Source organism: Arthrobacter sp. Soil_C_49, assembly GCF_057656635.1.
On the sequence record NZ_JBDGJZ010000001.1, the window covers coordinates 477554 to 497750 of the forward strand.

At 65.0% G+C, this 20197-nt stretch carries 21 protein-coding genes; 8 read left to right on the forward strand and 13 right to left on the reverse strand.

The window, feature by feature from the left end:
* Positions 1-64: 64 nt before the first annotated feature.
* From AC3A4Z_RS02190 to AC3A4Z_RS02215, 6 genes are read right to left on the reverse strand one after another with little or no spacing between them, the layout of a single operon-like run.
* Positions 65-1129, reverse strand: coding sequence for a spore photoproduct lyase family protein (locus tag AC3A4Z_RS02190; protein WP_498709751.1), 1065 nt, complete (start codon positions 1127-1129; stop codon positions 65-67).
* Between the two features lie 52 nt (positions 1130-1181).
* Entirely contained in the window at positions 1182-1865 is a 684-nt protein-coding gene (locus AC3A4Z_RS02195) for a DUF4166 domain-containing protein (RefSeq protein WP_498709752.1), read from the reverse strand.
* A complete protein-coding gene (locus AC3A4Z_RS02200) occupies positions 1849-2661 on the reverse strand; it encodes a hypothetical protein (protein WP_498709753.1) in 813 nt (270 codons plus the stop codon). The genes AC3A4Z_RS02195 and AC3A4Z_RS02200 overlap by 17 nt, the downstream gene beginning before the upstream one ends.
* 27 nt (positions 2662-2688) lie before the next feature.
* Positions 2689-3111: an alternative ribosome rescue aminoacyl-tRNA hydrolase ArfB gene (gene arfB / locus AC3A4Z_RS02205; RefSeq protein ID WP_498709754.1), complete on the reverse strand. Its 423-nt coding sequence runs from the start codon at positions 3109-3111 to the stop codon at positions 2689-2691.
* Positions 3112-3140: 29 nt separating this feature from the next.
* Positions 3141-5483 carry a multicopper oxidase domain-containing protein gene (locus AC3A4Z_RS02210; protein ID WP_498709755.1) on the reverse strand — a complete coding sequence of 781 codons (2343 nt, stop codon included), beginning with the start codon at positions 5481-5483 and terminating at the stop codon, positions 3141-3143.
* Positions 5480-6163, reverse strand: a complete 684-nt coding sequence (locus AC3A4Z_RS02215) for a hypothetical protein (protein ID WP_498709757.1) — start codon at positions 6161-6163, stop codon at positions 5480-5482. Before AC3A4Z_RS02215 ends, AC3A4Z_RS02210 begins: the two co-directional genes overlap by 4 nt.
* Positions 6164-6429: 266 nt before the next feature.
* Here AC3A4Z_RS02215 and AC3A4Z_RS02220 point away from each other — a divergent pair, with 266 nt between their 5' ends.
* Complete coding sequence (locus AC3A4Z_RS02220) at positions 6430-8028, forward strand: ABC-F family ATP-binding cassette domain-containing protein (protein ID WP_498709758.1); 1599 nt, start codon at positions 6430-6432, stop codon at positions 8026-8028.
* 140 nt (positions 8029-8168) lie between these two features.
* On the opposite strand, the gene AC3A4Z_RS02225 is transcribed toward AC3A4Z_RS02220, so the two are convergent.
* From AC3A4Z_RS02225 to AC3A4Z_RS02240, 4 genes are read right to left on the reverse strand one after another with little or no spacing between them, the layout of a single operon-like run.
* The gene (locus tag AC3A4Z_RS02225; protein WP_498709759.1) at positions 8169-8645 is read right to left on the reverse strand and encodes a YbaK/EbsC family protein; all 477 of its coding nucleotides are present in this window, start codon (positions 8643-8645) and stop codon (positions 8169-8171) included.
* Between the two features lie 3 nt (positions 8646-8648).
* A complete protein-coding gene (locus tag AC3A4Z_RS02230) occupies positions 8649-9524 on the reverse strand; it encodes an SURF1 family cytochrome oxidase biogenesis protein (protein WP_498709761.1) in 876 nt (291 codons plus the stop codon).
* Positions 9525-9794, reverse strand: coding sequence for a hypothetical protein (locus tag AC3A4Z_RS02235; RefSeq protein ID WP_455834441.1), 270 nt, complete (start codon positions 9792-9794; stop codon positions 9525-9527).
* The gene (locus AC3A4Z_RS02240; protein WP_498709763.1) at positions 9791-10225 is read right to left on the reverse strand and encodes a DUF3099 domain-containing protein; all 435 of its coding nucleotides are present in this window, start codon (positions 10223-10225) and stop codon (positions 9791-9793) included. The genes AC3A4Z_RS02235 and AC3A4Z_RS02240 overlap by 4 nt, the downstream gene beginning before the upstream one ends.
* Positions 10226-10378: 153 nt before the next feature.
* Between AC3A4Z_RS02240 and AC3A4Z_RS02245 the strand changes: the two genes are divergently transcribed.
* Together AC3A4Z_RS02245 and AC3A4Z_RS02250 are read left to right on the forward strand one after the other, a co-directional pair.
* Entirely contained in the window at positions 10379-11104 is a 726-nt protein-coding gene (locus AC3A4Z_RS02245; protein ID WP_498709764.1) for a beta-ketoacyl-ACP reductase, read from the forward strand.
* Between the two features lie 125 nt (positions 11105-11229).
* Complete coding sequence (locus AC3A4Z_RS02250) at positions 11230-11991, forward strand: SDR family oxidoreductase (RefSeq protein ID WP_493969085.1); 762 nt, start codon at positions 11230-11232, stop codon at positions 11989-11991.
* 83 nt (positions 11992-12074) lie between these two features.
* Here AC3A4Z_RS02250 and serB read toward each other — a convergent pair whose 3' ends face one another.
* Both serB and AC3A4Z_RS02260 read right to left on the reverse strand, forming a co-directional pair.
* Positions 12075-12968, reverse strand: coding sequence for a phosphoserine phosphatase SerB (serB, locus tag AC3A4Z_RS02255; RefSeq protein WP_498709766.1), 894 nt, complete (start codon positions 12966-12968; stop codon positions 12075-12077).
* 68 nt (positions 12969-13036) lie between these two features.
* Entirely contained in the window at positions 13037-13393 is a 357-nt protein-coding gene (locus AC3A4Z_RS02260) for a VOC family protein (protein ID WP_498709767.1), read from the reverse strand.
* 120 nt (positions 13394-13513) lie between these two features.
* Between AC3A4Z_RS02260 and AC3A4Z_RS02265 the strand changes: the two genes are divergently transcribed.
* From AC3A4Z_RS02265 to lplAB, 5 genes are all read left to right on the forward strand, one after another.
* On the forward strand, positions 13514-14299 hold the full coding sequence (locus AC3A4Z_RS02265; RefSeq protein ID WP_050055299.1) for an ABC transporter ATP-binding protein: 786 nt from the start codon (positions 13514-13516) through the stop codon (positions 14297-14299).
* Between the two features lie 18 nt (positions 14300-14317).
* Entirely contained in the window at positions 14318-15103 is a 786-nt protein-coding gene (locus AC3A4Z_RS02270) for a sulfite exporter TauE/SafE family protein (RefSeq protein WP_498709768.1), read from the forward strand.
* Positions 15104-15110: 7 nt separating this feature from the next.
* A complete protein-coding gene (locus AC3A4Z_RS02275) occupies positions 15111-15932 on the forward strand; it encodes a TrmH family RNA methyltransferase (RefSeq protein WP_498709769.1) in 822 nt (273 codons plus the stop codon).
* Positions 15933-16072: 140 nt separating this feature from the next.
* The gene (locus tag AC3A4Z_RS02280; protein WP_009358283.1) at positions 16073-16330 is read left to right on the forward strand and encodes a type B 50S ribosomal protein L31; all 258 of its coding nucleotides are present in this window, start codon (positions 16073-16075) and stop codon (positions 16328-16330) included.
* Between the two features lie 148 nt (positions 16331-16478).
* Positions 16479-17570: a lipoate-protein ligase LplAB gene (gene lplAB / locus AC3A4Z_RS02285; RefSeq protein WP_498709771.1), complete on the forward strand. Its 1092-nt coding sequence runs from the start codon at positions 16479-16481 to the stop codon at positions 17568-17570.
* Positions 17571-17572: 2 nt separating this feature from the next.
* Here the strand turns inward: lplAB and pepN are convergent, their stop codons facing one another.
* Complete coding sequence (gene pepN / locus AC3A4Z_RS02290) at positions 17573-20194, reverse strand: aminopeptidase N (protein ID WP_498709773.1); 2622 nt, start codon at positions 20192-20194, stop codon at positions 17573-17575.
* Positions 20195-20197: the final 3 nt, after the last annotated feature.

Below are 20197 nucleotides of genomic sequence, written 5' to 3' on the forward strand. Positions count from 1 at the left end.
CAGGGCCGGCCACCCTGCCGCCTCTCGTGCAGGATAGGGCCTGAAGGGGACCGTCTTCAAGGTGTCAGAAGGCGTAGCGGATGCGGCAGTAGGGGGCGATGTCCTCAATAAGCGCGGTCAGTTGCCGCACGTAGCGGCCCTTGGTGCCTGACCGGTAACGGACATTGCTGAAGCCGTTGGATGAGACTTTTGATTCCTGCAGGTCCGGACGCCACAGCACCTGCTCGGCCTGCGGGTGCCACCCCAGATTAACCTCGTGGAGGCGCTCGTTGTGGGTCAGGAAGATCACCTCTGCCGCGAGCTGGACCTTGGCGGCGGGCGACAGGGTGGCGTCGAGCTGGCGCAGCAACTCCTCCCAATCCACGAGCCAGGTGTCGGTAATGATGACGGGGGAGAAGTTCACGTGCACCTCGTACCCCGCATCCACGAAGTCGTTGATTGCGGCCAGGCGTTCGGCTACCGGCGAGGTCCGGACGTCGATCGATTTCGCCATGTCGGCGGGCATCAGCGAAAAGCGGATCCTGGTGTGGCCGCCGTGGTCCCAGTCCAGCATTGCGGGGTTCACGTACTTGGTGGCAAAGGAGAGCTTGGCGGTGGGCAGGTCGCGGAAGAGCGCGACGAGGTCCTCCACGTTGTCGCTGATGAGGGCATCGACGGAGCAGTCGCTGTTTTCACCGATGTCATAGACCCAGAGCTCCGGGTCGCACTGGTTCGGCTCGAGCTTCATCCCTTGGCGGGTGGCATGCCGTTCAAGGGCGCCTGCAATCTGGTCGATGTTCGCAAACACCGTCACGGGGTTGCTGTAGCCCTTGTGCCGGGGCACATAGCAGTAGGCGCAGGCCATGGCGCACCCGTTCGCGGTGGAGGGCGCAATGAAGTCCGCCGACCTGCCATTTGGTTTGACGGTGAGCGCCTTTTTGACCCCAAGGACCAGGGCCTCAGTCTTGATCCGGGACCACCGTGGCACATTTGTTTCATCCCCATGCACCTCCGGGATGTTCCAGTGGTTCTCAACCAGCCTCACCTCGGCCTCCGGCCAGCGATCAACGATCTCCTTGCCTCGGGGAAGCTCCAGCGCGGCGGGCTGCGCATAGATCCGCCGGATCTGCAGCAGCCGGTTGAATTCCATAGGAACATTCTCCCAAGCGGCCAAAGTCGTCCCTGACGGTTAAGCCCACGGCCTATTCGCGGATTTCTTCCCGCACCGGTTTCAGGTGCCCGGGGACTCCTCCGGCGGAAAGGGCGGGAAACGTGCAGGTGAACTCGCCCCGGTATCCGAAGAGGAAACCGAGGAACGGGTTCCGCACCTGCATCTGGATTGTGTAGACCCCTCGATCGTCGTCGAAGTTCTCATACAAGTCGGCTGTGCCGGTGAGGGCGGCTGGAAACTCGAATGCGGCGAAGCCCTCGTAGAACCGCTGTGCCCCGGTTTGCAGGTGGAGGGAGCCGTCGGCCAGAACCTCCAGGGCGACATCGGTTGCCAGGTGCTGGTGGGTGCCAAGGTAGTCAATAACTCTGCCCCTTTGCGGGCTGTGCACCATGGTGGCGTCGAACCGGCGACGTGTGGCCCCGGGCAGTTCGAGTGTCCTGACGAATGTCACCGTGGGGCGGCCAAACCCATCAACGTATGGGTAGTTCTCGATCGTGAACGGGATGTCCTTGCCGCGGTCGGGGAAGAGGATGTTGCGGTAGGCGCCCAGCCGCAGGAAGGGAACAGTCCACCATGCCCCGCGGCGCACTTCCGAAAACACGCCGCGCCCCACGCAGGCGTAGCCGGCGGCAGCATCAACGCCGAAACGCTGCTGCAGCATCGGGTGCAGCTTTTGGAAGTCCTCACCCAGTCCCAGCTCAAAAATCGACGCCATGGCCATCCTCTCCGGAAGGGGTGACGCCAGCGAACGGCGCATCCAGGCGGGCGAGGGCCGAAGGGGCGCGCCCGGACCGCAGGTCCGGTGGAATGCGCAAACATCGACCCGCCCTGGGCACCGTCCGGTGCGGCGGTAAAAACCAGGAGGCACCGGCCAGTGCCAGGCCGGTGAGTGCGGCGGCCGCACTTCGTTTATCCACCGCCTCGCGTAGCAACATACACGCGGTCAGGGCGCCCCCCGCCCTGGCGGCGGCGTCGAGGAACCACCGGTTCCGGGAGCCTTTCGGATCAAGGTCCCGCTCCGCCCACAGCCTCAACCGGTCAAAACTTATGGCTGTCGCCCAACCTAATGCCGGCCGGACCAACCACGAATCCATTGCCTTTCCGGGTGCTCCCATGCCCGGCGAATAGTTGTAGCCCGTGATGAAGCGAAGCCCGTCCCCGGTGGGGATATACCGCCAATATCCTGAACCCTGGCCAATCGGCGAGAAAAGGTCAGCGGTATCGAATTTCAGTACCGACGTCGCTTGGCCGTCCGGCCGGAACCGATGCCCTAAGGATGTCCCGGTTCCGTGGATGGTGTGGAATGGAAGACGGAACTCATAGCGGAAATGCTGAAGCCCTCGCCCGTTCTCCGAAAGAGGAACTATGCGGGAAAACCGCAAATCCCAAGCGGAGTGCAAGGATGTATCCTGGCTCAGCTTCCAGACGCGTTCCAAGGGAGCCTGAATGCGGACCTCAACATAAATCTGCCGCCGCGCGCCGGACTTTCCCCTGCCTGAACTTTCCCCCATTTGAGCATCATAATCGGCAGGCCGCACCTACTCCTCGGCGGGCCGCCTGCGTTGCTGTTTCGTTGTTGACCGCTGCTTCTTCGCCACCAGGCGACGGCGGGTGGAGCCACGGGTGGGTTTCGTCGCCCGGCGGTCAGGAGGAGCCGCAGCAAGCGCTCCTGCCACGAGGTCAGCGAGCTTGGCCAGGGCAATCTCCCGGTTGCGCAGCTGGGACCGCTGCTCAGAGGCCGTCACCGTGACCACTCCCGCCGTCAGACGCGGCCCGAGGCGCGATAGCAGGATCAGTCGCTGGCTGTCTGAAATCGCCAGCGAGTCTTTGACCTTCCACGAAAGTTCCGCACGGCTGTCCGAGGTGTTGACATGCTGGCCGCCTGGTCCCGACGACCGCGAAAACCGCCAGCGGAGTTCCGACGCCGGGATCGTAAACCCCGGCAACACCTCCAGATCCATGCAACCAGCGTCGCACGAATCTGGACCATTCAAGAAGCCGTAACGGTCACGGCACGTGTCGCCTGCACCTCACCCGTCACCCAATGCAGGAAATCGATGGCGATGGTGTACTTTCCCGCCACCGGTGGACGCAGCAGGAAGTCAAACTTCTCGGCCGCACCCGATTTGAGGATGCTGGTGACCAGCGGCTGGCCGGCCGCCGAGGGCTGAACCGCCGGTCCAGCCGGATTGGGCGTGTTCCAGAAGGGGCGCCCATCGTGGGCGATCAGCTCAGCGATTTCGGCCGGCCTGCCCGCAGCATCAAGGAAGCGGGTTCGGGTGGGAAAATAGTCGACGTTCACCATGCGGACCAGTGTGGGCGCGATGCCGGCCCTGATGACATTGGCGCGCATCGCGCTGATCGCCCAGACTCTGTCTCCAGTTGGCCGGTTGGCTACCGCTCCGCCGAGGAGCACGAAGTGTTTGGGTTCGAAGCGGTTGAGCCCCGCATCGTCCCCCGACAAACCCGCTGCATGGTTCAGTTCGTGCCAGCGCGGGTCAATGGAATAGGGAGCGATCAATGTCTCGGTGGCGATGTCGTAGAGCGGGCCCTCCACGGAATGGCGGCGTGTTCCCCGCGGGGGTGGAGGGGTACTCACCGGGGGATCAATGATGATTGGTCCGAACATGCCCATTTGCACGTGCAGCGGTGTGTTGACGTGGCAGTGATAAAAATACGTTCCCGCGGAGCCTCGGTTGGGGTTTCCGGCCTCGCCCACGTCTGGCCTCCATTGATAGGTGTAGTGCCCGGAGACTTCGTAGGAGGTGTGGCCCACACCGTCGTTCCGGGGGTCCGGTTCGATGCCGTGCCAATGGATGGTGTGGACCCTCTTGCTGGGTTTGATGGTGCCGTGGAACACCTGTCCCTCCGTCAGCCGCAATAAGGGTGCAGGAAGTCCACGGCCTGAATTGCCGCTTTCAAAACTCCAGAATTCAATTTCGGGGCCGTTCGGCAACCTCAACTTCCTGTTGAAGAAGTCGAACTCCATTCTTACGTCCGGGCGCTGGAGGAATTCAGTCTCCGGGCTGCCTTCGTGGGGTTGATCCGACGCGAACTCCACCTGGCTCCGGTACTGGTGATGGCCTTCGGCCACAGTGCCCGGAAGACCCGGATCGGGGCTGGTGCCCGCGGCCAGTACCCAGTCAGCCACAAGGCCGCCCGGATAGAGTCCGCCTGCCGCCGTCTGGGAAGGCTCCGCGTGGCAGTGCATCGGATACCTCCAGTCGGCCGAGCGGGCATCCCACACCGGGGCAACCACATCCGGTGGACGGCGAACCGGAAGCAGTGATTCCTTTCGGTCCAGCGGAGTCAACTGGACGGTGTCCTCCCAGTGCTGCAGGATGACGTCGCCATCGGGGCTGACCCGTCCGTCCTGACGCAGGAAATCAAGCCCGTTGGCCCGTACGGTCCACACATGGTTCCCGTGGTAGTGAAGCTGGTGGTCCACGACGCCGGCGTTGATCATCCTCATCAGCTGGCCGGTGCGGACGGCGCCGCCAGCCGGTGAGGCGCTGAAGTTCCGGACGTCTGTTTCCCGGGGGTAGCCCGAGGGCAGCGTGTCCTGCTCCCGGCGTTCGTTGAATCCTTCATCGGCGGTTACTGCCAGTGACTGGTAGCCCGAGTACCCATTGATGGTGAAGTACCGGGGCACGGCCTGTGTGGAGACGGGGTTGACCGGGCGGCCCCGGGCGGCGATTTGCGCCCAGACAGGATCGACGTCGTGGCACAACCACAGCCACTGGCGCTCGAACTCGGGTCCGCCGGGATAGAGCTGCCAGGGGCTCGACGGGTCTATGACCACTAGCCCGCCGTAAAGGCCAAGAGTCCGTTCCACAGGCTCATTGCCGGGGTCCGAAAACAGATACGTCCCAGGTGGCGGCGCTGCGAATTCGAGAAGAGAGGATGATCCCGGAGCTACAGGGCCAGTGCTGACGTCGCCGCCGGACGGGCGGGCGCCATGGAAACGGAGTTCGTGATGTTGAGAAAGATGATTGTGCACCCTGATCCTGATGGTGCTGCCCGACTCGGCGATAAGAGTCCGGTCCGGGAAATAGCTGGCCCAGTACTCCTTCCTCGCCAGGTACTGCCCCGGGTTTTCCGGGTCATCCCGCAGCGGGCCAGGCCTGCCAATGGGAGGCGGCGGGGCGGCAAGGGGATATATCCGGCTCACCACCACGTTTCCGGCCGCAGTGAAGACCCGCGGGCTCATCCACAGCGGCGGGTTGACATCGGACACGTTGCCCGGGCGCTCGCCGAAGCCCCGGTGGTAGACCAACGAGCCGTCCACCATTGCTACGTAACCCTCATTGATGTGGAAATCCAAAGTGTTCATGGCCGTACCTCGCTTGCGGTAAGGGGTGGAAGTGCCAGGCGGTAGGCTTTGTCCTCCTGCCCGTCCGAGTAGTCAAGCTCCAGTTCCTGGGGGTCATGCGGCGCCAGGTAACTGATGAGTATGTGTTCGGACCCGCGAGGTGCCAGGGGGCCGGGAGCGCGGTCGGAATCCATGGGAGTAATTGTTGTAGCTGATCGGCTAAGCCTTAGCCGAAGCTGCCCCGAGCTGAATAGCACGGGTGCAGCTGAGGCATTACTCAGCTGCACTTCCAGCAGCACGACGTCGGCCCAGGTGCGGTTCACCGGTTCCGGCCACTCTGGGCGTCCCAACGCCTCCCCGTCGTGGCCGTGGCCGTCGACGCCGAGATCCGCGATGCTGCTGACGTGCCGGATCTCCGAGCGGCTGCCGCGGCCACTGCCCGCGTCCATGTAGGAAGCAGCGGCTGCGAGGGTCTTGAAGGCCGGTCGGCCCCGGGCATCGAGGCGGGCAAGGCGCCCAGCGCGAAGAATGGCCAGTGATCCAAAAGCGGTGGCAGCACTTGTGGTTGCGTTCTCCGGGCTCCGCCCGACGACGCCATAGGCGCTCCCGGCCAGCAGCAGGAAAGCGCCGCCGCCCAGGACCATGCCAAATTGACGGCGGCTTAAACTGCGATCACTGGTCTGGTTGTTGTGGGAATCCATAAACCCTCCCGCTGTCGATGCGGACTCTTCGCTTGCTGGCCCTGGTGTCCCCAAAGCTTGGCTTGTGCCTCTTGGGAAATCCTTGGCACGGCACCCGCGACGGCCTCTGTCCGGGTGTTCCTTTCGTGAGTCCAGTCTCGAAGTGCCGGCACCAGGGCCGTTCAACGGTAGACTTGAACGGGCCGTTCTGTCGGCCATTGCCGCCCACGCCCACCACAGATGCTTCGGGCTGCGGCTTATCCCTGCTGTGAAAGGCTTTACCTGCTGTGATTACTGTCCAGGATCTTGAACTGCGAGCCGGCGCCCGGCTCCTGATGGACCAGGTGAGCTTCCGCATCGACAAGGGAGACAAGATTGGCCTGGTGGGCCGCAACGGTGCCGGCAAGACCACGCTGACCCGCGTCCTGGCGGGAGAAGGACTTCCCGCAGCCGGGAAGGTGACCCGCAGCGGCGAGATCGGTTACCTGCCGCAGGACCCGCGCACGCCGGACATGGAACAGTTGGCCCGGGACAGGATCCTGTCCGTACGAGGCCTGGACATCGCCCTTGGCAAGCTGCGCGTGGCCCATGACGAGATGGCCAGCGACGACGCCGCGGTCCAGCGCAAGGCCATGAACCGCTATGACCGGCTTGAGTCCGAGTTCCTGGCGGCCGGTGGTTACGCCGCCGAAGCGGAGGCCGCCGCAATCTGCTCGAACCTCGCGCTGCCGGACCGCCTCCTGAACCAGCCGCTCAAGACCCTCTCCGGCGGCCAGCGCCGCCGCGTTGAGCTGGCCCGGATCCTGTACTCGGACGCCGAGACCATGCTCCTTGACGAACCCACCAACCACCTCGACGCCGATTCGATCGCCTGGCTGCGTGACTTCCTGAGAAACCACCAGGGTGGACTGATTGTCATCAGCCACGACACCGAACTGCTCGAAGCCACCGTCAACAAGGTGTTCCTGCTCGACGCCAACCGTGCGCAGATCGACTTCTACAACATGGACTGGAAGCGCTACCTCACCCAGCGCGAGACCGATGAGCGTGCCCGCAAGCGGGAACGCGCCAACGCCGAAAAGAAGGCTCAGGTCCTGATGGACCAGGCCAACAAGATGCGTGCCAAGGCCACGAAGGCTGTGGCCGCCCAGAACATGGCCAAGCGTGCCGAACGCCTGTTGAGCGGACTGGAGGCTGTCCGGGAGCAGGACCGCGTGGCAGCGCTGCGGTTCCCGGATCCGTCGCCCTGCGGCAAGACCCCGCTCACCGCAGAGGGCCTCAGCAAGTCCTACGGTTCCCTCGAGATCTTCACGGACGTGGACCTTGCCATCGACCGCGGCTCCAAGGTTGTCATCCTGGGCCTCAACGGCGCCGGCAAGACCACCCTGCTGCGCATGCTGGCAGGCGTGGACAAGCCCGATACCGGTGACGTCATCGCCGGGCACGGACTCAAAGTGGGCTATTACGCGCAGGAACACGAGACCCTCGACGTTGACCGCACCGTGCTGGAAAACATGCGCTCCGCTGCTCCCGACATGAAGGACGCCGAAGTCCGCGGCATCCTGGGCTCGTTCCTGTTCTCGGGTGACGACGTGGACAAGCCCGCCGGGGTCCTTTCCGGCGGCGAGAAGACCCGCCTCGCCCTCGCCACCATCGTCGCCTCGAGCGCCAACGTCCTGCTCCTGGACGAGCCCACCAACAACCTCGACCCCGCCAGCCGCGCCGAAATCCTGGGCGCCCTCAAGAACTACAGCGGCGCCGTCGTCCTGGTCAGCCACGACGAAGGTGCAGTCGAAGCCCTCAACCCGGAGCGCGTCGTCCTGCTGCCCGACGGCGTCGAAGACCACTGGAACGAAGACTACCTGGACCTGATTACCCTGGCTTAAGTCGTCTTCCCTAGGTGGCTCCGCTACGCGCCGTAGGTGATTTCCCGCGTGCTAGCTCGTTCCTCGCTTAGACGCACGCTGCATAAATCACCCGCACTACCTCGCTTGTGGGTTGGTCACCGGTCAGCGTGGTTCAGTTCTCAGCGCACCTTCAGTTCCAGGGCTTCGGTAATTTCTTGAAGTTGCCGGTAGGTGATGCTGAACATTGAGTTGTGGTCGCCCGCTCCGGCCCAGAGTACATCGTGCTTTTGGAGCGACTCGTCCAGGAGGGTCCTGATCTTTTCGGGGTGGCCCACGGGGGCGACTCCACCTACGTGCTGGCCGGTGTGCTGCAGCACGAACTCGGGGGAGGCCCGGCGGATCCGTCCTTCGCCCAACTGTCCGGCCACCAGCTTTGTGTCCACCCGTGCGGCACCACTGGCCAGAATCAGCAGGGGCTCCCCGTTAAGGTCAAAGACCAGACTGTTGGTGATTGCCGCGAGGTCACATTCCAATGCCCCGGCCGCCGCGAGTGCGGTCGGGACACCGGCCGGGAAGGTCCGCACAGTGTCGCCGACGCCTGATCGCACCAACGCCGAACGCACCAAGGCAACGGGGCCGCCGTCGTACTCCGCCATTGTTCAGAAACCCTGGGCGTCGAGGAGGGCGTCTTCTTCTTCCTCGGCGGTTGGGTGCTTCCGCTTGCGAGTAGCAGGCGGACGACGGCGGGCTGCCGCGGCAGCCGAATGCAGCGCACCTTCGGCGGACTCGTCGTCGTCCTCGGCATCTATGGCGGCGTTACGGGCCTGCTGGCGGGCGGCATAACCGAAGCCGACGAACATCAGCACGCCGAAGGCGAACCACTGGAGTGAGTAGGACAGGTGGGTGCCCTCCTCGGTGGACGGCTTCGGGAACGCCAGGGGCATCTCTGCGGCGGGCGGCGTCTCTGAGGCGAGCTGCCCGTAGGCACCCGTCAGCAGGGGGTAGCCGAGCTGCGCGGAGTAGGCCGCGAGGTCAATGGAGGCCAGCTGTCCCTCCGGCGCGCCCCGCTGCAGTTCAGGCTCGGGATGCTTCAAACGCACGACGGCGGTCACCTCACCCGGGGGAGGAGCCGGCACGGAATCGGGGCTGCCGGGATTCTTGTTGCCGATAGGCAGCCATCCCCGGTCGATGACCACGGTTTCGCCGGTCGTCAGCCGGAACGGGACAACCACCTCGTAACCCGGCTGGCCGTTCAGCGGCCGGTTCCGGACGATGCGCTGCCCGTCAACAAGATATGAGCCTTTCAGCTCAACCTGCGTCCACTCTCTGGCCGGGTCCAGCTGAGCAAACTCGTCCCTGACATCGGCGAAAGGGACAGGGGCCGCCGAGTAGTTGGTGACCACACGGTTGATCTCAGCCAGGGTCTCGGCCCGCCGGTCCATCTGCCAGCGGCCAAGGAAAACACAGGCGGAGGCGAAGATCCCGGCCAGCAGGAGATAACCCAGCCATTTGCTGGAAAAGAGGAACCGGTACATTCAGCTGTCCTGCTCCAAGGCACCGGATACCCGGCCGTCCTCGAGCGGCACAGTTTCCTTCCACAGGCCACGTGTTTGAAGGTAGTCCTCAAGCCACTCGCGGTGGTCGCCACAGGCAAGCCACGTCTTGCGGCGCTCCGGGGTATGGATCTTGGGGTTGTTCCACAGCAGCTGCCATGAAGCCTGCGACCGGCACGCCTTGCGGGAGCACACGGCAGCAGATTCGCCCATCACGGGATCCGTTCCCGCAGCGAAGTCGAAAATACTCATGATGCCCTCCGCTCCTGCTCAGTTGGTGTTTCGTCGTCGTCGGTGATCAGCTCGCCCTGCAGGACCTCGCTGCCATGCCCGTCCTCGGCCGACGGCGGAGGCGGACTTTCAATTTCCGCGAGCGGCGCGGAATCGAGCAGGAGGTCGCTGTGCCCCTCGGCCTTGTCGTTGCCGTTTGCGATGACTACTGCTATCCACGGCAGGAAGACCGCACCGGCAACCATCACGATCTTAAACCAGCCATCCACCACGAAAATCATGATCAGGCACACCATGCGGATGCCCATGGCCAGCGCGTACTTGACCATGCGCTGGTGCATGTCCTCCGAGTGCGCGCCAGCAGCTTCCGTGATGCTGTGGACTTCCGAATCGCCGGAGAACCGCCCTGGTTCTCCGGCCGCGGCTTGTCCCGCATGGTTTTCAAGGGTCACGGTGGCTGATCACGCTCCAAAGGCTTGCATCAATTCTCTCACCATCGGCAGTGGCGCCCAAACCCTGCCCGGGACGGGACGCTAAGATCAAAGTCAGCCAAACCACCCTCATCTACCGCGGTGCATCATGCCGCAGAAATCCGGAGCCCCTACATGACTGAAGCAGCCACCGCCCCCCGCAGCGTCCTGATCACCGGCGGAAACCGCGGCATCGGGCTCGCCATTGCTGAAGCTTTTCTGGCCAATGGCGACAAGGTGGCGGTGACCTACCGCAGCGAATCGAAACTTCCGGAGGGGATCCTGGGCGTCCGGGCCGACGTCACCGACGAGGCCTCCGTGGATGCTGCCTTCAAGGAGGTGGAAGCTGCCCATGGTCCCGTGGAGGTGCTGGTGGCCAACGCCGGCATCACCAAGGACACCCTGCTGCTGCGCATGAGCGAAGATGACTTCACGTCAGTCATCGACACCAACCTCACTGGTGCCTTCCGCGTCATCAAGCGTGCCTCCAAGGGCATGATCCGCCTCCGCAAGGGCCGCGTGGTCCTGATCTCCTCCGTATCGGGCCTGTACGGCGCGCCCGGGCAGATCAACTACTCCGCTTCGAAGGCGGGCCTGGTGGGTATTGCCCGTTCCCTGACCCGCGAGCTGGGCTCGCGCGGCATCACCGCCAACGTGGTGGCGCCGGGATTCATCAACACGGACATGACGGCAGAGCTCCCCGAAGCCACCCAGAAGGACTACCTGTCCAGCATTCCCGCCGGCCGCTTTGCCGAGGCCAGCGAAGTGGCCAACGTGGTCCGCTGGATTTCCAGCGACGAGGCGGGTTACATCTCCGGCGCCGTCATCCCTGTTGACGGCGGCCTGGGCATGGGGCACTGACCCCTCAGCACACTAGGTGCAGGGTGCTTCTTTGTGGGGGTTGCACAAGCGAATCATCAGGACGCACTGGCATGATGGACAGCAGACCATCAGGGATTTAGACGTTTCGAACAAAGGGAGCTCGTATGGGACTGCTCGACAACAAGACCGCTATCGTCACCGGATCATCACGCGGCATCGGCGCTGACGTAGCCAAGATCCTCGCCGGACAGGGTGCCGCGGTGGTGGTCAACTACCGCCAGAAGGCTCCGCGCGCCAACAAGGTGGTGCAGGGGATCGAAGCCGCCGGCGGCCGCGCCGTCGCCGTAGGTGCTGACCTCACCACCCAGGAAGGCGTACAGGCCCTGGCCTCCGCCGCCATGGAGAACTTCGGGTCGTTGGACATCCTGGTCCTCAACGCGTCCGGCGGCATGGAAACCGGCATGGGGGAGGACTACGCGCTCAAGCTGAACCGCGATGCGCAGGTCAACATGCTCAACGCAGCCGTGCCGCTCATGAAGGAAGGCTCCCGCGTGGTGTTCGTCACCAGCCACCAGGCCCACTTCATCAACACGGTGCCCACCATGGAGGCCTACGAGCCCGTGGCCCGCAGCAAGCGCGCCGGAGAGGACGCCCTGCGCGATCTCATCCCTAACCTGGCCGAAAAGGGCATCAGCCTGGTGGTGGTGTCCGGCGACATGATCGAGGGCACCGTCACGGCCACGCTCCTGGACCGCTCCACGCCGGGTGCCATTGAGGCGCGGCGGGCCGAGGCCGGCAAGCTGTACTCCGTGGAGGAGTTCGCGGAGGTAGTGGCAAGCATGGTCACGGCCGACGTCGAGTCCGGCCACACAGAATATGCCGGCGGCGCCGACTACTTCGGCAAGGGCGCCCAGCCCGCCAGCTAGGCTTCCCACGCACACGAGAAGGGCCCACGCCGCAAGGAATTCCTGCGAACGTGGGCCCTTTCCCTATTAAGAGTTAAGAGTCGCTAGACTCCGGCGACGTGGCGGACGGCGTCCAGGTATGGCATGTTGACGGCGGCATCGGCCACGGCGCGCACGGCAGGTTTGGCGTTAAAAGCGACGCCGATCCCGGCCGCGCCGAGCATGTCCAGGTCGTTGGCGCCATCGCCCACGGCCACCGTGTGCTCCAGGGCGATGCCTTCGGCCGCCGCCCACTCGCGCAGGTACTTCTCCTTCGCCGCGCGGTCCACCACCGCACCGAGCACCTTGCCTGTCAGGGCGCCGTCCACGATCTCCAGCTCGTTCGCCTGCCAGTAGTCCAGGCCCAGCTCACCGGCAATGGGCTCCAGGATCTGGTTGAACCCGCCGGACACCACGGCCACCACATGACCTGCCGCCTTGAAGGCGGCCACGAGCACGGCCGCACCCTCGCTGAGTTTCACTTCCTTGCGGACGGAATGGACGACGTCGGCCGGCAGCCCGGCGAGCACCTGCACCCGTGCGTGGAGGCTTTGGGTGAAGTCCAGTTCCCCGCGCATGGCGGCTTCGGTCACAGCGGCCACCTCCTCGCGCTTGCCGGCGTAGGCGGCGAGGAGTTCGATGACCTCCTGCTGGATCAGGGTGGAATCGACGTCCATGATCAGGAGCTTGCGTCCGGCTGAGCGGAGGCCGTTCGGAACCAGGGCGGTATCGAATCCGCCGATCGAGGCCTCGGCCACCGCACGGCGCAGCCCGGCCAGGCCGGCCGCCGTTGCGTCGGAAAGCTCGAGTTCGGCCACGCTGACCTGGTAGCGCTCGTCACCGAGGCTGTTTTCCGAGAGCACCTTGGCGCCGCTGGTGGTGAGGACGGAACGCAGCTGCTCCAGCCCGGTAGGGGTCACATTCAGGCCGTAGCTGACCGCAGTCACGTTCGAAGTCATGCCTGCAATCTTAGCGAGCGGGGGTGCGGTCCCTTGAATTCATTGCGTCCTGCCGGCCAGTGAAGACGCTAGCTCAGGCAGAGGCAGAACGGGTGGCCGGCCGGGTCAAGGAACACCCGGAAGGTTGTTCCCGGCTGGTATTCGTGCTTGGTGGCACCCAGTTTGAGCACCTCTGTTTCGGCGGTGTCGAGGTCGTCCACCTCAACGTCGAGGTGCATCTGCTGCGGTACATCCTGGCCGGGCCACTGCGGCGGCGCGTAGGAGTCCACCTTCTGGAAGCTCAGGGCATCGCCGTGATCGGCCTTAATGGACCACCAGTCCTCCCCCTCCTCGATCTTCCAGTCGAGCAGGGCGGCATAAAATTCCGCCAGTATTTTCGGGTCAGGACAATCGAGAACAACCACGGGAAAGCGTGCGATAGCCATGGCCAACACTCTAAGTGCGGCTGCGCGATCGGCCAACGGTTTCGGCGGCCTGAATTTGCGGTGTCGGGCTGGTCACACCAGTTATCAGTCGCCATGTTTTTTGTCCTAGTGTCTACTCCTATGAGTGATGTTCTGGAACTGGACTCCGTCAGCGTTGTCCGAGGCAAAAAGACCCTGCTGGACAAAGTCGACTGGCAGGTCAACGACGGCGAACGCTGGGTGATCCTCGGCCCGAACGGTGCCGGCAAGACCACACTCCTCCAGATTGCTGCCGCCCGGATGCACCCCAGCAGCGGCACGGCAGGGATCCTTGACGAGATCCTGGGCCGGGTTGACGTCTTTGAGCTCCGCCCCCGCATCGGGCTTTCCTCAGCCGCCCTCGCCACCCAGATTCCTGAGCACGAGAACGTCCTCAACGTGGTGGTGACCGCCGCCTATGGCGTGACGGGCCGCTGGCGCGAGGGGTACGAGCGCGACGACGAACGGCGGGCTTTCCGCCTCCTCAACGACTGGGGGATGGGCCCCCTCCTGAACCGCACCTTCGCAACGTTGTCCGAGGGGGAGCGCAAGCGCGTCCAGATCGCCCGCGCCCTGATGACCGATCCTGAACTGCTGCTGCTGGATGAACCGGCCGCCGGCCTGGACCTCGGCGGCCGCGAGGAACTCGTCCACAAGCTGGGGGAACTGGCCCGTGACGAGGCCGCGCCCGCCATGGTGCTGGTGACCCACCACCTTGAGGAAGTTCCGCCGGGCTTCACGCATGCCATGCTGCTGCGCGACGGCGGCGTGGTGGCCGCGGGCCCCATCACTGAGGTGCTGACCGCCGAAAACCTGAGTGAAACCTTCGGCCTGGACCTCGATGTGACCGAGAACGCCGGCCGGTACACCGCCGTCGCCCGCCGCTAACGGCGCCACCGCAGCACCTTGGATCTCCTCAGCAGCATCTTAGTGTCCATCGCCGGCCTCTGGGCCGGCACTATCAACGCCGTGGTGGGCTCCGGCACCCTGGTGACGTTCCCCGTCCTGATCGCCCTGGGAGTCACACCCGTTGTTGCCTCGATGAGCAATGCGATGGGCCTCGTTTTCGGGACGGCCGCAGGGGCGTTCGGCTACCGCCGGGAGCTCAAAGGCCGCGGCCGCCAACTGATGCGGCTGCTGCCGGCGTCCCTGCTCGGCGGCATCTCCGGCGCCTGGCTTCTCCTGCACCTGCCGGAAAAGGTCTTCCACTACGTGGCCCCGGTCCTGCTGGTACTGGCCCTGCTGATGGTGGTATTCCAGCCGCGTATGCAGGCCTGGGTGCGCAACCGCGAGGAGAACCCGGAGCACGCGGTGCGGGACAAACGGCACGCTGTCCTCCTGGTGGTGCTGGTCTACCTTGCCGGTGTTTACGGAGGCTACTTCGTGGCTGCGCAGGGGATCCTGCTGGTGGGCATCCTGGGCGTCTTCCTCACGGGCACCATCCAGAACGCGAACGCCATGAAAAACATCCTGGTGCTCGGCGTGAACCTGGTGGCTGCCATCTCCTACCTGCTGTTCGCGTTCGACCGGATCAACTGGCTCGTGGTGCTGCTGATCGCCGTCAGCTCAAGCATCGGCGGTCTCCTGGGCGCCAAAGTGGGCCGCAGGCTTTCCCCCACAGTGCTGCGCGGGGTGATCTTCGTCCTGGGGCTGGTGGCCCTCGGCTTCATGATCGCCAATCTGCTGAAATAATCTCCCGGTGACAATCCACTATCTCCAGTCCGCCGCCGATCCCCGCGTGACCGACTACACCCAGCTCACGGACGTGCACCTGCGCAAGCTCCGGGAACCCGCCGAGGGCATGTACATCGCAGAGTCCTCCCGGGTGCTGCGCCGTGCGCTGGCTGCCGGGCACCAGCCGCGCTCGTTCTTCCTGGCGGAAAAGTGGCTCGACGATCTCCAGGACGTCCTCGGGGCCCACCCGGATGTACCCGCCTTTATCGGCAGCGCCGCCCTGCTGGAGGAGATTACCGGCTTCCATCTTCACCGCGGCGCCATGGCGGCCATGCAGCGTCCCGCCCCGGTGCCGCTGCCCGAACTCCTCGCCGGCGCGCGCCGCGTGGCCGTGCTGGAGGACATCGTGGACCACACCAATGTGGGGGCCATCTTCCGGTCGGCCGCCGCCCTGGATATCGACGCAGTCCTGGTTTCGCCCCGCTGCGGAGACCCGCTCTACCGCAGAAGTGTCCGCGTGAGCATGGGCACCGTCTTCCAGGTGCCGTGGGCACGGCTCAACAGCTGGCCGCAGGACCTGCACCTGCTCAAGGACCACGGCTTTACCGTCGCGGCCCTGGAGCTGACCGATGATGCGCAGGACGTGGACAAGGTCGCCGCTCAGAACCCGGAGAAACTGGCCCTGGTGCTTGGCACCGAAGGCGCCGGCATGAGCGCAGAGACGCTTGCCGCCGTCGACCTCGCCGTCAAAATCCCCATGCGCAACGGGGTGGATTCGCTTAACGTAGCTGCCGCCTCAGCCGTGGCGTTCTGGGAGCTGCGCCCCCGCGACGGGCGCCGGAACTAAGCACCGGCGCGGTTCGCTGGCACCGTGCTTATCCGCTATTATTGATAGCTGGCCGTCCCGAGTCTTTCGGCGCGGAACGCGGCCATCCCATTCATACCTGACAACTGGCAAAATCCAGTTGTGTGAACAAAGGTCCCATTATGAAGTCTGATATCCACCCGAAGTACGAAGCTGTTGTTTTCAACGACCTGGCTTCCGGCGTCAAGTTCCTGACCAAGTCCACTGTGTCTTCCTCGAAGACCATCGAGTGGGAAGACGGCAACACCTACCCGGTCATCGACGTCGAAATCTCCTCCGAGTCCCACCCGTTCTACACGGGCAAGCAGCGCATTATGGACTCCGCAGGCCGCGTCGAGCGCTTCAACGCTCGCTTCAAGGGCTTCGGCGGCAAGAAGTAAATTCACTTCGCCCAAGCTTTCCAGGGAAGCCCGCACCGGCAACGGTGCGGGCTTTTCGCGTTAACGGCGCGACGCCGTCTGAAGGGCCCAAACGCGTGAGCTGCGGCCGCTTGGCGCCGGGGCGCGCTTGTGGGGCAGGATGGAAGCCATGACCGCTACGCCATCTCCAGCAGCTGATTCCGCTTCCCGCCGGCATGGCGAGTACAAAGTCCCCGGCGGCAAGCTGGTGGTGGTGGACCTGGACGTCGCGGACGGCCTGCTCGCCAACGTCTCCGTCAGCGGTGATTTTTTCCTGGAGCCGGACGCGGCACTCCTGGACATTAACCGCGGACTCACGGGACTGCCGGAAGGTGCGACGGCGTCCGAGCTTTCCGCCGTCGTCACCGCTTCGCTGCCTCCCGGCGCCGCCCTGTTCGGCTTCTCTGCCGACGCCGTCGCCATCGCGGTCCGCCGCGCCCTGGCGAAGGCCACCTCCTGGGCCGACCATCACTGGAACCTCATCGCGCCCACAGTCCTGCCCACGGAAATCAACGTCGCCCTGGACGAGGTACTGACCGAGGAAGTAGGTGCCGGCCGCCGCAATCCGACGCTCCGGTTCTGGGACTGGCAGGAACCGTCCACGGTGATCGGCAGCTTCCAGTCCTACCGCAATGAGGTGGACCCGGACGGAGTGGCGAAACACGGGATCAAGGTGGTCCGCCGGATCAGCGGCGGGGGAGCGATGTTTATGGAGGCAGGCAACTGCATCACCTACTCGCTGTACCTGCCGCAGACCCTGGTGGACGGCCTCAGCTTCGCCGACTCCTACCCGTTCCTGGACGCGTGGGTGATGGCCGCGCTGGAGAAACTGGGCATCACCGCGTTCTACGTGCCGCTGAACGACATCGCCACGGACCAGGGCAAGATCGGCGGGGCTGCGCAGAAACGCCTGGCCAACGGCGGCATGCTGCACCACGTCACCATGAGCTACGACATCGACGCCGACAAGATGGTGGAAGTGCTCCGCATCGGCAAGGAAAAGCTCTCGGACAAGGGCACCCGCAGCGCCAAGAAGAGGGTGGACCCGCTCCGCCGCCAGACCGGCCTGGCCCGCGCGGACATTATCGCGGCCATGATGGAAGTCTTCGCCGAACGGTACGGCGCCACGCCCTCGGAGCTGACCCAGGCTGAGCTGGCCACGGCCCGCGAACGCGTCGCTACGAAGTTCGGCACCGAGGAGTGGCTGCGCCGGGTGCCGTGAGCTTACCGGGCAGGTAAACCGGCGGCCTGCGCCTTGAGTGCCCGCAGCAAGTGGCTGCGCTGCTCGATGATGATCCTGCGCAATGCCCGGGGAGCGTCGGCCTGGGATTCCAGCCACTGGTCCGTCCGCTGAATGACCGGATGCTCCGCCGGGACCGCGCCATCCGCGAGGTCCTGCGCCAGCGGGTAGAGGCCACGAACTATCCGGCTCGCAATCTCGATGCTCCGCGAGTCCCAGGCGCTGCGCAGGCACTCAAAGTACGGCTCCACATAGGGTTTCAGCAGGTCGGCAGGGGCAGTCATAAACCCGCTGATGGTGGCGGTCAGCAGCTGGTTGGAGAGTTCGTTCCCGTGCACTGCCGCCTTCCATGCCGCGGCTTTGACGTCCGGATCGGGCCGGGCGGCAACGGCAGTGGCGTGGCCGGCGCGTCCTGAGGCCGTATTGTCGCGTGCCAGCTCGGCGTCCAGCTCGGCAACCGTCGCCTCGCCGTTCGCCGCGAGGGCATGCCAGATGTGCCAGCGCAGCTCGGCGTCTACTGCGAGGCCTTCCACCGGCCCGGCCCCGTCCAGCAGGCCCTTGAGCCTGGGCAGCATGGCGGGGTTGTGCCTGCTGAGGGTGGCAAGGGTCCGCGCCCAGGCCAGCTGCTGGTCGGAGCCCGGCTTTGCCTGCTCCAGTTCAGCGGCGGCCTTGGCCAGGAAGGCGGACCGAACGGCAGCGCGCTCCCGGGCCGGAGTGTAGCGGTCGACGGCGGTGCCTGCGTTTTCGAGGATGTTCAGCAGCACCCCGATCCCGGTTTCAGCCGGACCGAACGCGGCAACAGCGTCCACGTACCGGGAAGCGGGGCCCACTCCGTCCCGGGCGGAGTTCCACAGCGCCGTCCAGCAGAGGGCCCGGGCCATGGGATCGGCTATCCGGTCCAGCGATGCACGCACTGTTGCCTCGGAAGCCGGATCCAGCCGGACCTTGGCGTAGGTGAGATCGTCGTCGTTAACGAGCAGGAGCGCGGGGCGGGGCAGGCCGGCGAGCTGGGGGAGTTCCGTCCGTGCACCGGACACGTCCGTTTCGAAGCTCCCGGTACGGACCAGCGCGCCGCCGCCGTCGAAGTCGTAGGAGCCCACTCGAAGCCGGTGAGGCCGCAGCTCTTCCCGTCCCGTCACCGGGTCCGTGGCCTCCTGGACGATGGCCACCCGGCCCGGGGCGCCGTCATCGTCCATTGCCTCGAAGTCCAGTGACAGGGTGGAGATGCCGGAGGTCTGGAGCCACTGCTGCGCCCAGCCGGCGAGGTCCCGCCCGGACGCGGTACTGAGGGCTGCCAGCAGGTCCGCCAGGGACGTGTTCCCGTACGCGTGCTTGCGGAAGTATGAGCGGGAGCCGGCGATGAAGGCTTCGAACCCCACGTAGGCCACCAGCTGCTTCAGCACGGAGGCGCCCTTGGCGTAGGTGATGCCGTCGAAGTTCTGCTTGGCGGCTTCCAGGTCCGGGATGTCCGCCACGATGGGATGGGTGGTGGGCAGCTGGTCCTGGACGTAGGCCCAGGCCTTGCGCTTGTTGGCGAAGTTGACCCAGGCGGTGTCCCAGTCCGTGGCGCGGTCCACACCCAGGGTGCCCATGTAGTCGGCGAAGGATTCCTTGAGCCACAAGTCGTCCCACCACTGCATGGTCACCAGGTCGCCGAACCACATGTGGGCCATCTCGTGCATCAGGGTATTGGCCCGCGCCTGGTACTGGGCATCCGTGGCGCGGGAGGTGAAGACATAGCTTTCGGTGAACGTCACCAGGCCCGGGTTCTCCATGGCGCCGAGGTTGTATTCGGGCACAAAGGCCTGGTCGTATTTGCCCCAGGGGTAGGGGTAATCGAAGAGCCGGTTGAAGAAGTCCAGGCCCTTTTTGGTGAGCCGGAACAATTCGTCCGCGTCGAAGGAATCAGCCATAGAAGCGCGGCAGTACAGCGCGAGCGGGACATCCAGGGAAGTTCCGTCGTCGAGCGTTGCCTGCCAGCGGTCCTGCGCCTTGAAGTAGGGCCCGGCAAGCACGGTGGTGATGTACGTGGACATGGGCTCGGTGGTGGCGAAGTCCCAGCGGGCCGCGGCGGGATCGCCGCTCAACAGGGTGCGGGTGACCTCCGCCCCGTTGGAGGCGACATGCCAGTCCCTGGGTGCCGTGACCTGGAAGGTGTAGGTGGCTTTCAAGTCCGGTTGCTCAAAATTGGCGAAGACCCGTCGGGCGTCTGCCGGCTCGTACTGCGTGTAGAGGTAGCAGCGCCCGTCCGCAGGATCCACGAACCGGTGCATTCCCTCGCCGGAGCGGCTGTAGAGGGCCGTTCCGGTTACGGTCACCTGGTTCTCCGCCTCGAGGTTGTCCAGCCTGATCCTGGCACCGTCCACCACGTCCTCCACGCGAAGCCGGTTGCCGTTCAGCAGCACGCTGTGCACCGCGCTGCCGATGAAATCAAGGAAGGTTGAGGCGCCCGGCCGGGCGGTGAAGTTGATCACGCTGCGGGTGGGGTAGCCGGCCACGTCCGGGTCCGGCGCCTGCCGCACGTCCAGCGAAACGTCGTAGCTGGTGGTACTGATCAGGGCTGACCGGGCGGCAGCTTCATTGCGCTGCAGATTCTCATGTGACACCCA

Bases quoted from the DNA above. Each gene is read 5' to 3' on its own strand.
- AC3A4Z_RS02265 (WP_050055299.1), top strand. From the start codon at position 13,514: ATGAGTGATGTTCTGGAACTGGACTCCGTCAGCGTTGTCCGAGGCAAA.
- AC3A4Z_RS02195 (WP_498709752.1), bottom strand. From the start codon at position 1,865: ATGGCGTCGATTTTTGAGCTGGGACTGGGTGAGGACTTCCAAAAGCTG.
- AC3A4Z_RS02235 (WP_455834441.1), bottom strand. From the start codon at position 9,794: ATGAGTATTTTCGACTTCGCTGCGGGAACGGATCCCGTGATGGGCGAA.
- AC3A4Z_RS02225 (WP_498709759.1), bottom strand. From the start codon at position 8,645: ATGGCGGAGTACGACGGCGGCCCCGTTGCCTTGGTGCGTTCGGCGTTG.
- arfB (WP_498709754.1), bottom strand. From the start codon at position 3,111: ATGGATCTGGAGGTGTTGCCGGGGTTTACGATCCCGGCGTCGGAACTC.
- AC3A4Z_RS02230 (WP_498709761.1), bottom strand. From the start codon at position 9,524: ATGTACCGGTTCCTCTTTTCCAGCAAATGGCTGGGTTATCTCCTGCTG.
- serB (WP_498709766.1), bottom strand. From the start codon at position 12,968: ATGACTTCGAACGTGACTGCGGTCAGCTACGGCCTGAATGTGACCCCT.
- lplAB (WP_498709771.1), top strand. From the start codon at position 16,479: ATGACCGCTACGCCATCTCCAGCAGCTGATTCCGCTTCCCGCCGGCAT.
- AC3A4Z_RS02250 (WP_493969085.1), top strand. From the start codon at position 11,230: ATGGGACTGCTCGACAACAAGACCGCTATCGTCACCGGATCATCACGC.
- AC3A4Z_RS02260 (WP_498709767.1), bottom strand. From the start codon at position 13,393: ATGGCTATCGCACGCTTTCCCGTGGTTGTTCTCGATTGTCCTGACCCG.
- AC3A4Z_RS02190 (WP_498709751.1), bottom strand. From the start codon at position 1,129: ATGGAATTCAACCGGCTGCTGCAGATCCGGCGGATCTATGCGCAGCCC.
- AC3A4Z_RS02210 (WP_498709755.1), bottom strand. From the start codon at position 5,483: ATGAACACTTTGGATTTCCACATCAATGAGGGTTACGTAGCAATGGTG.
- AC3A4Z_RS02200 (WP_498709753.1), bottom strand. From the start codon at position 2,661: ATGGGGGAAAGTTCAGGCAGGGGAAAGTCCGGCGCGCGGCGGCAGATT.
- AC3A4Z_RS02280 (WP_009358283.1), top strand. From the start codon at position 16,073: ATGAAGTCTGATATCCACCCGAAGTACGAAGCTGTTGTTTTCAACGAC.
- AC3A4Z_RS02215 (WP_498709757.1), bottom strand. From the start codon at position 6,163: ATGGATTCCCACAACAACCAGACCAGTGATCGCAGTTTAAGCCGCCGT.
- AC3A4Z_RS02245 (WP_498709764.1), top strand. From the start codon at position 10,379: ATGACTGAAGCAGCCACCGCCCCCCGCAGCGTCCTGATCACCGGCGGA.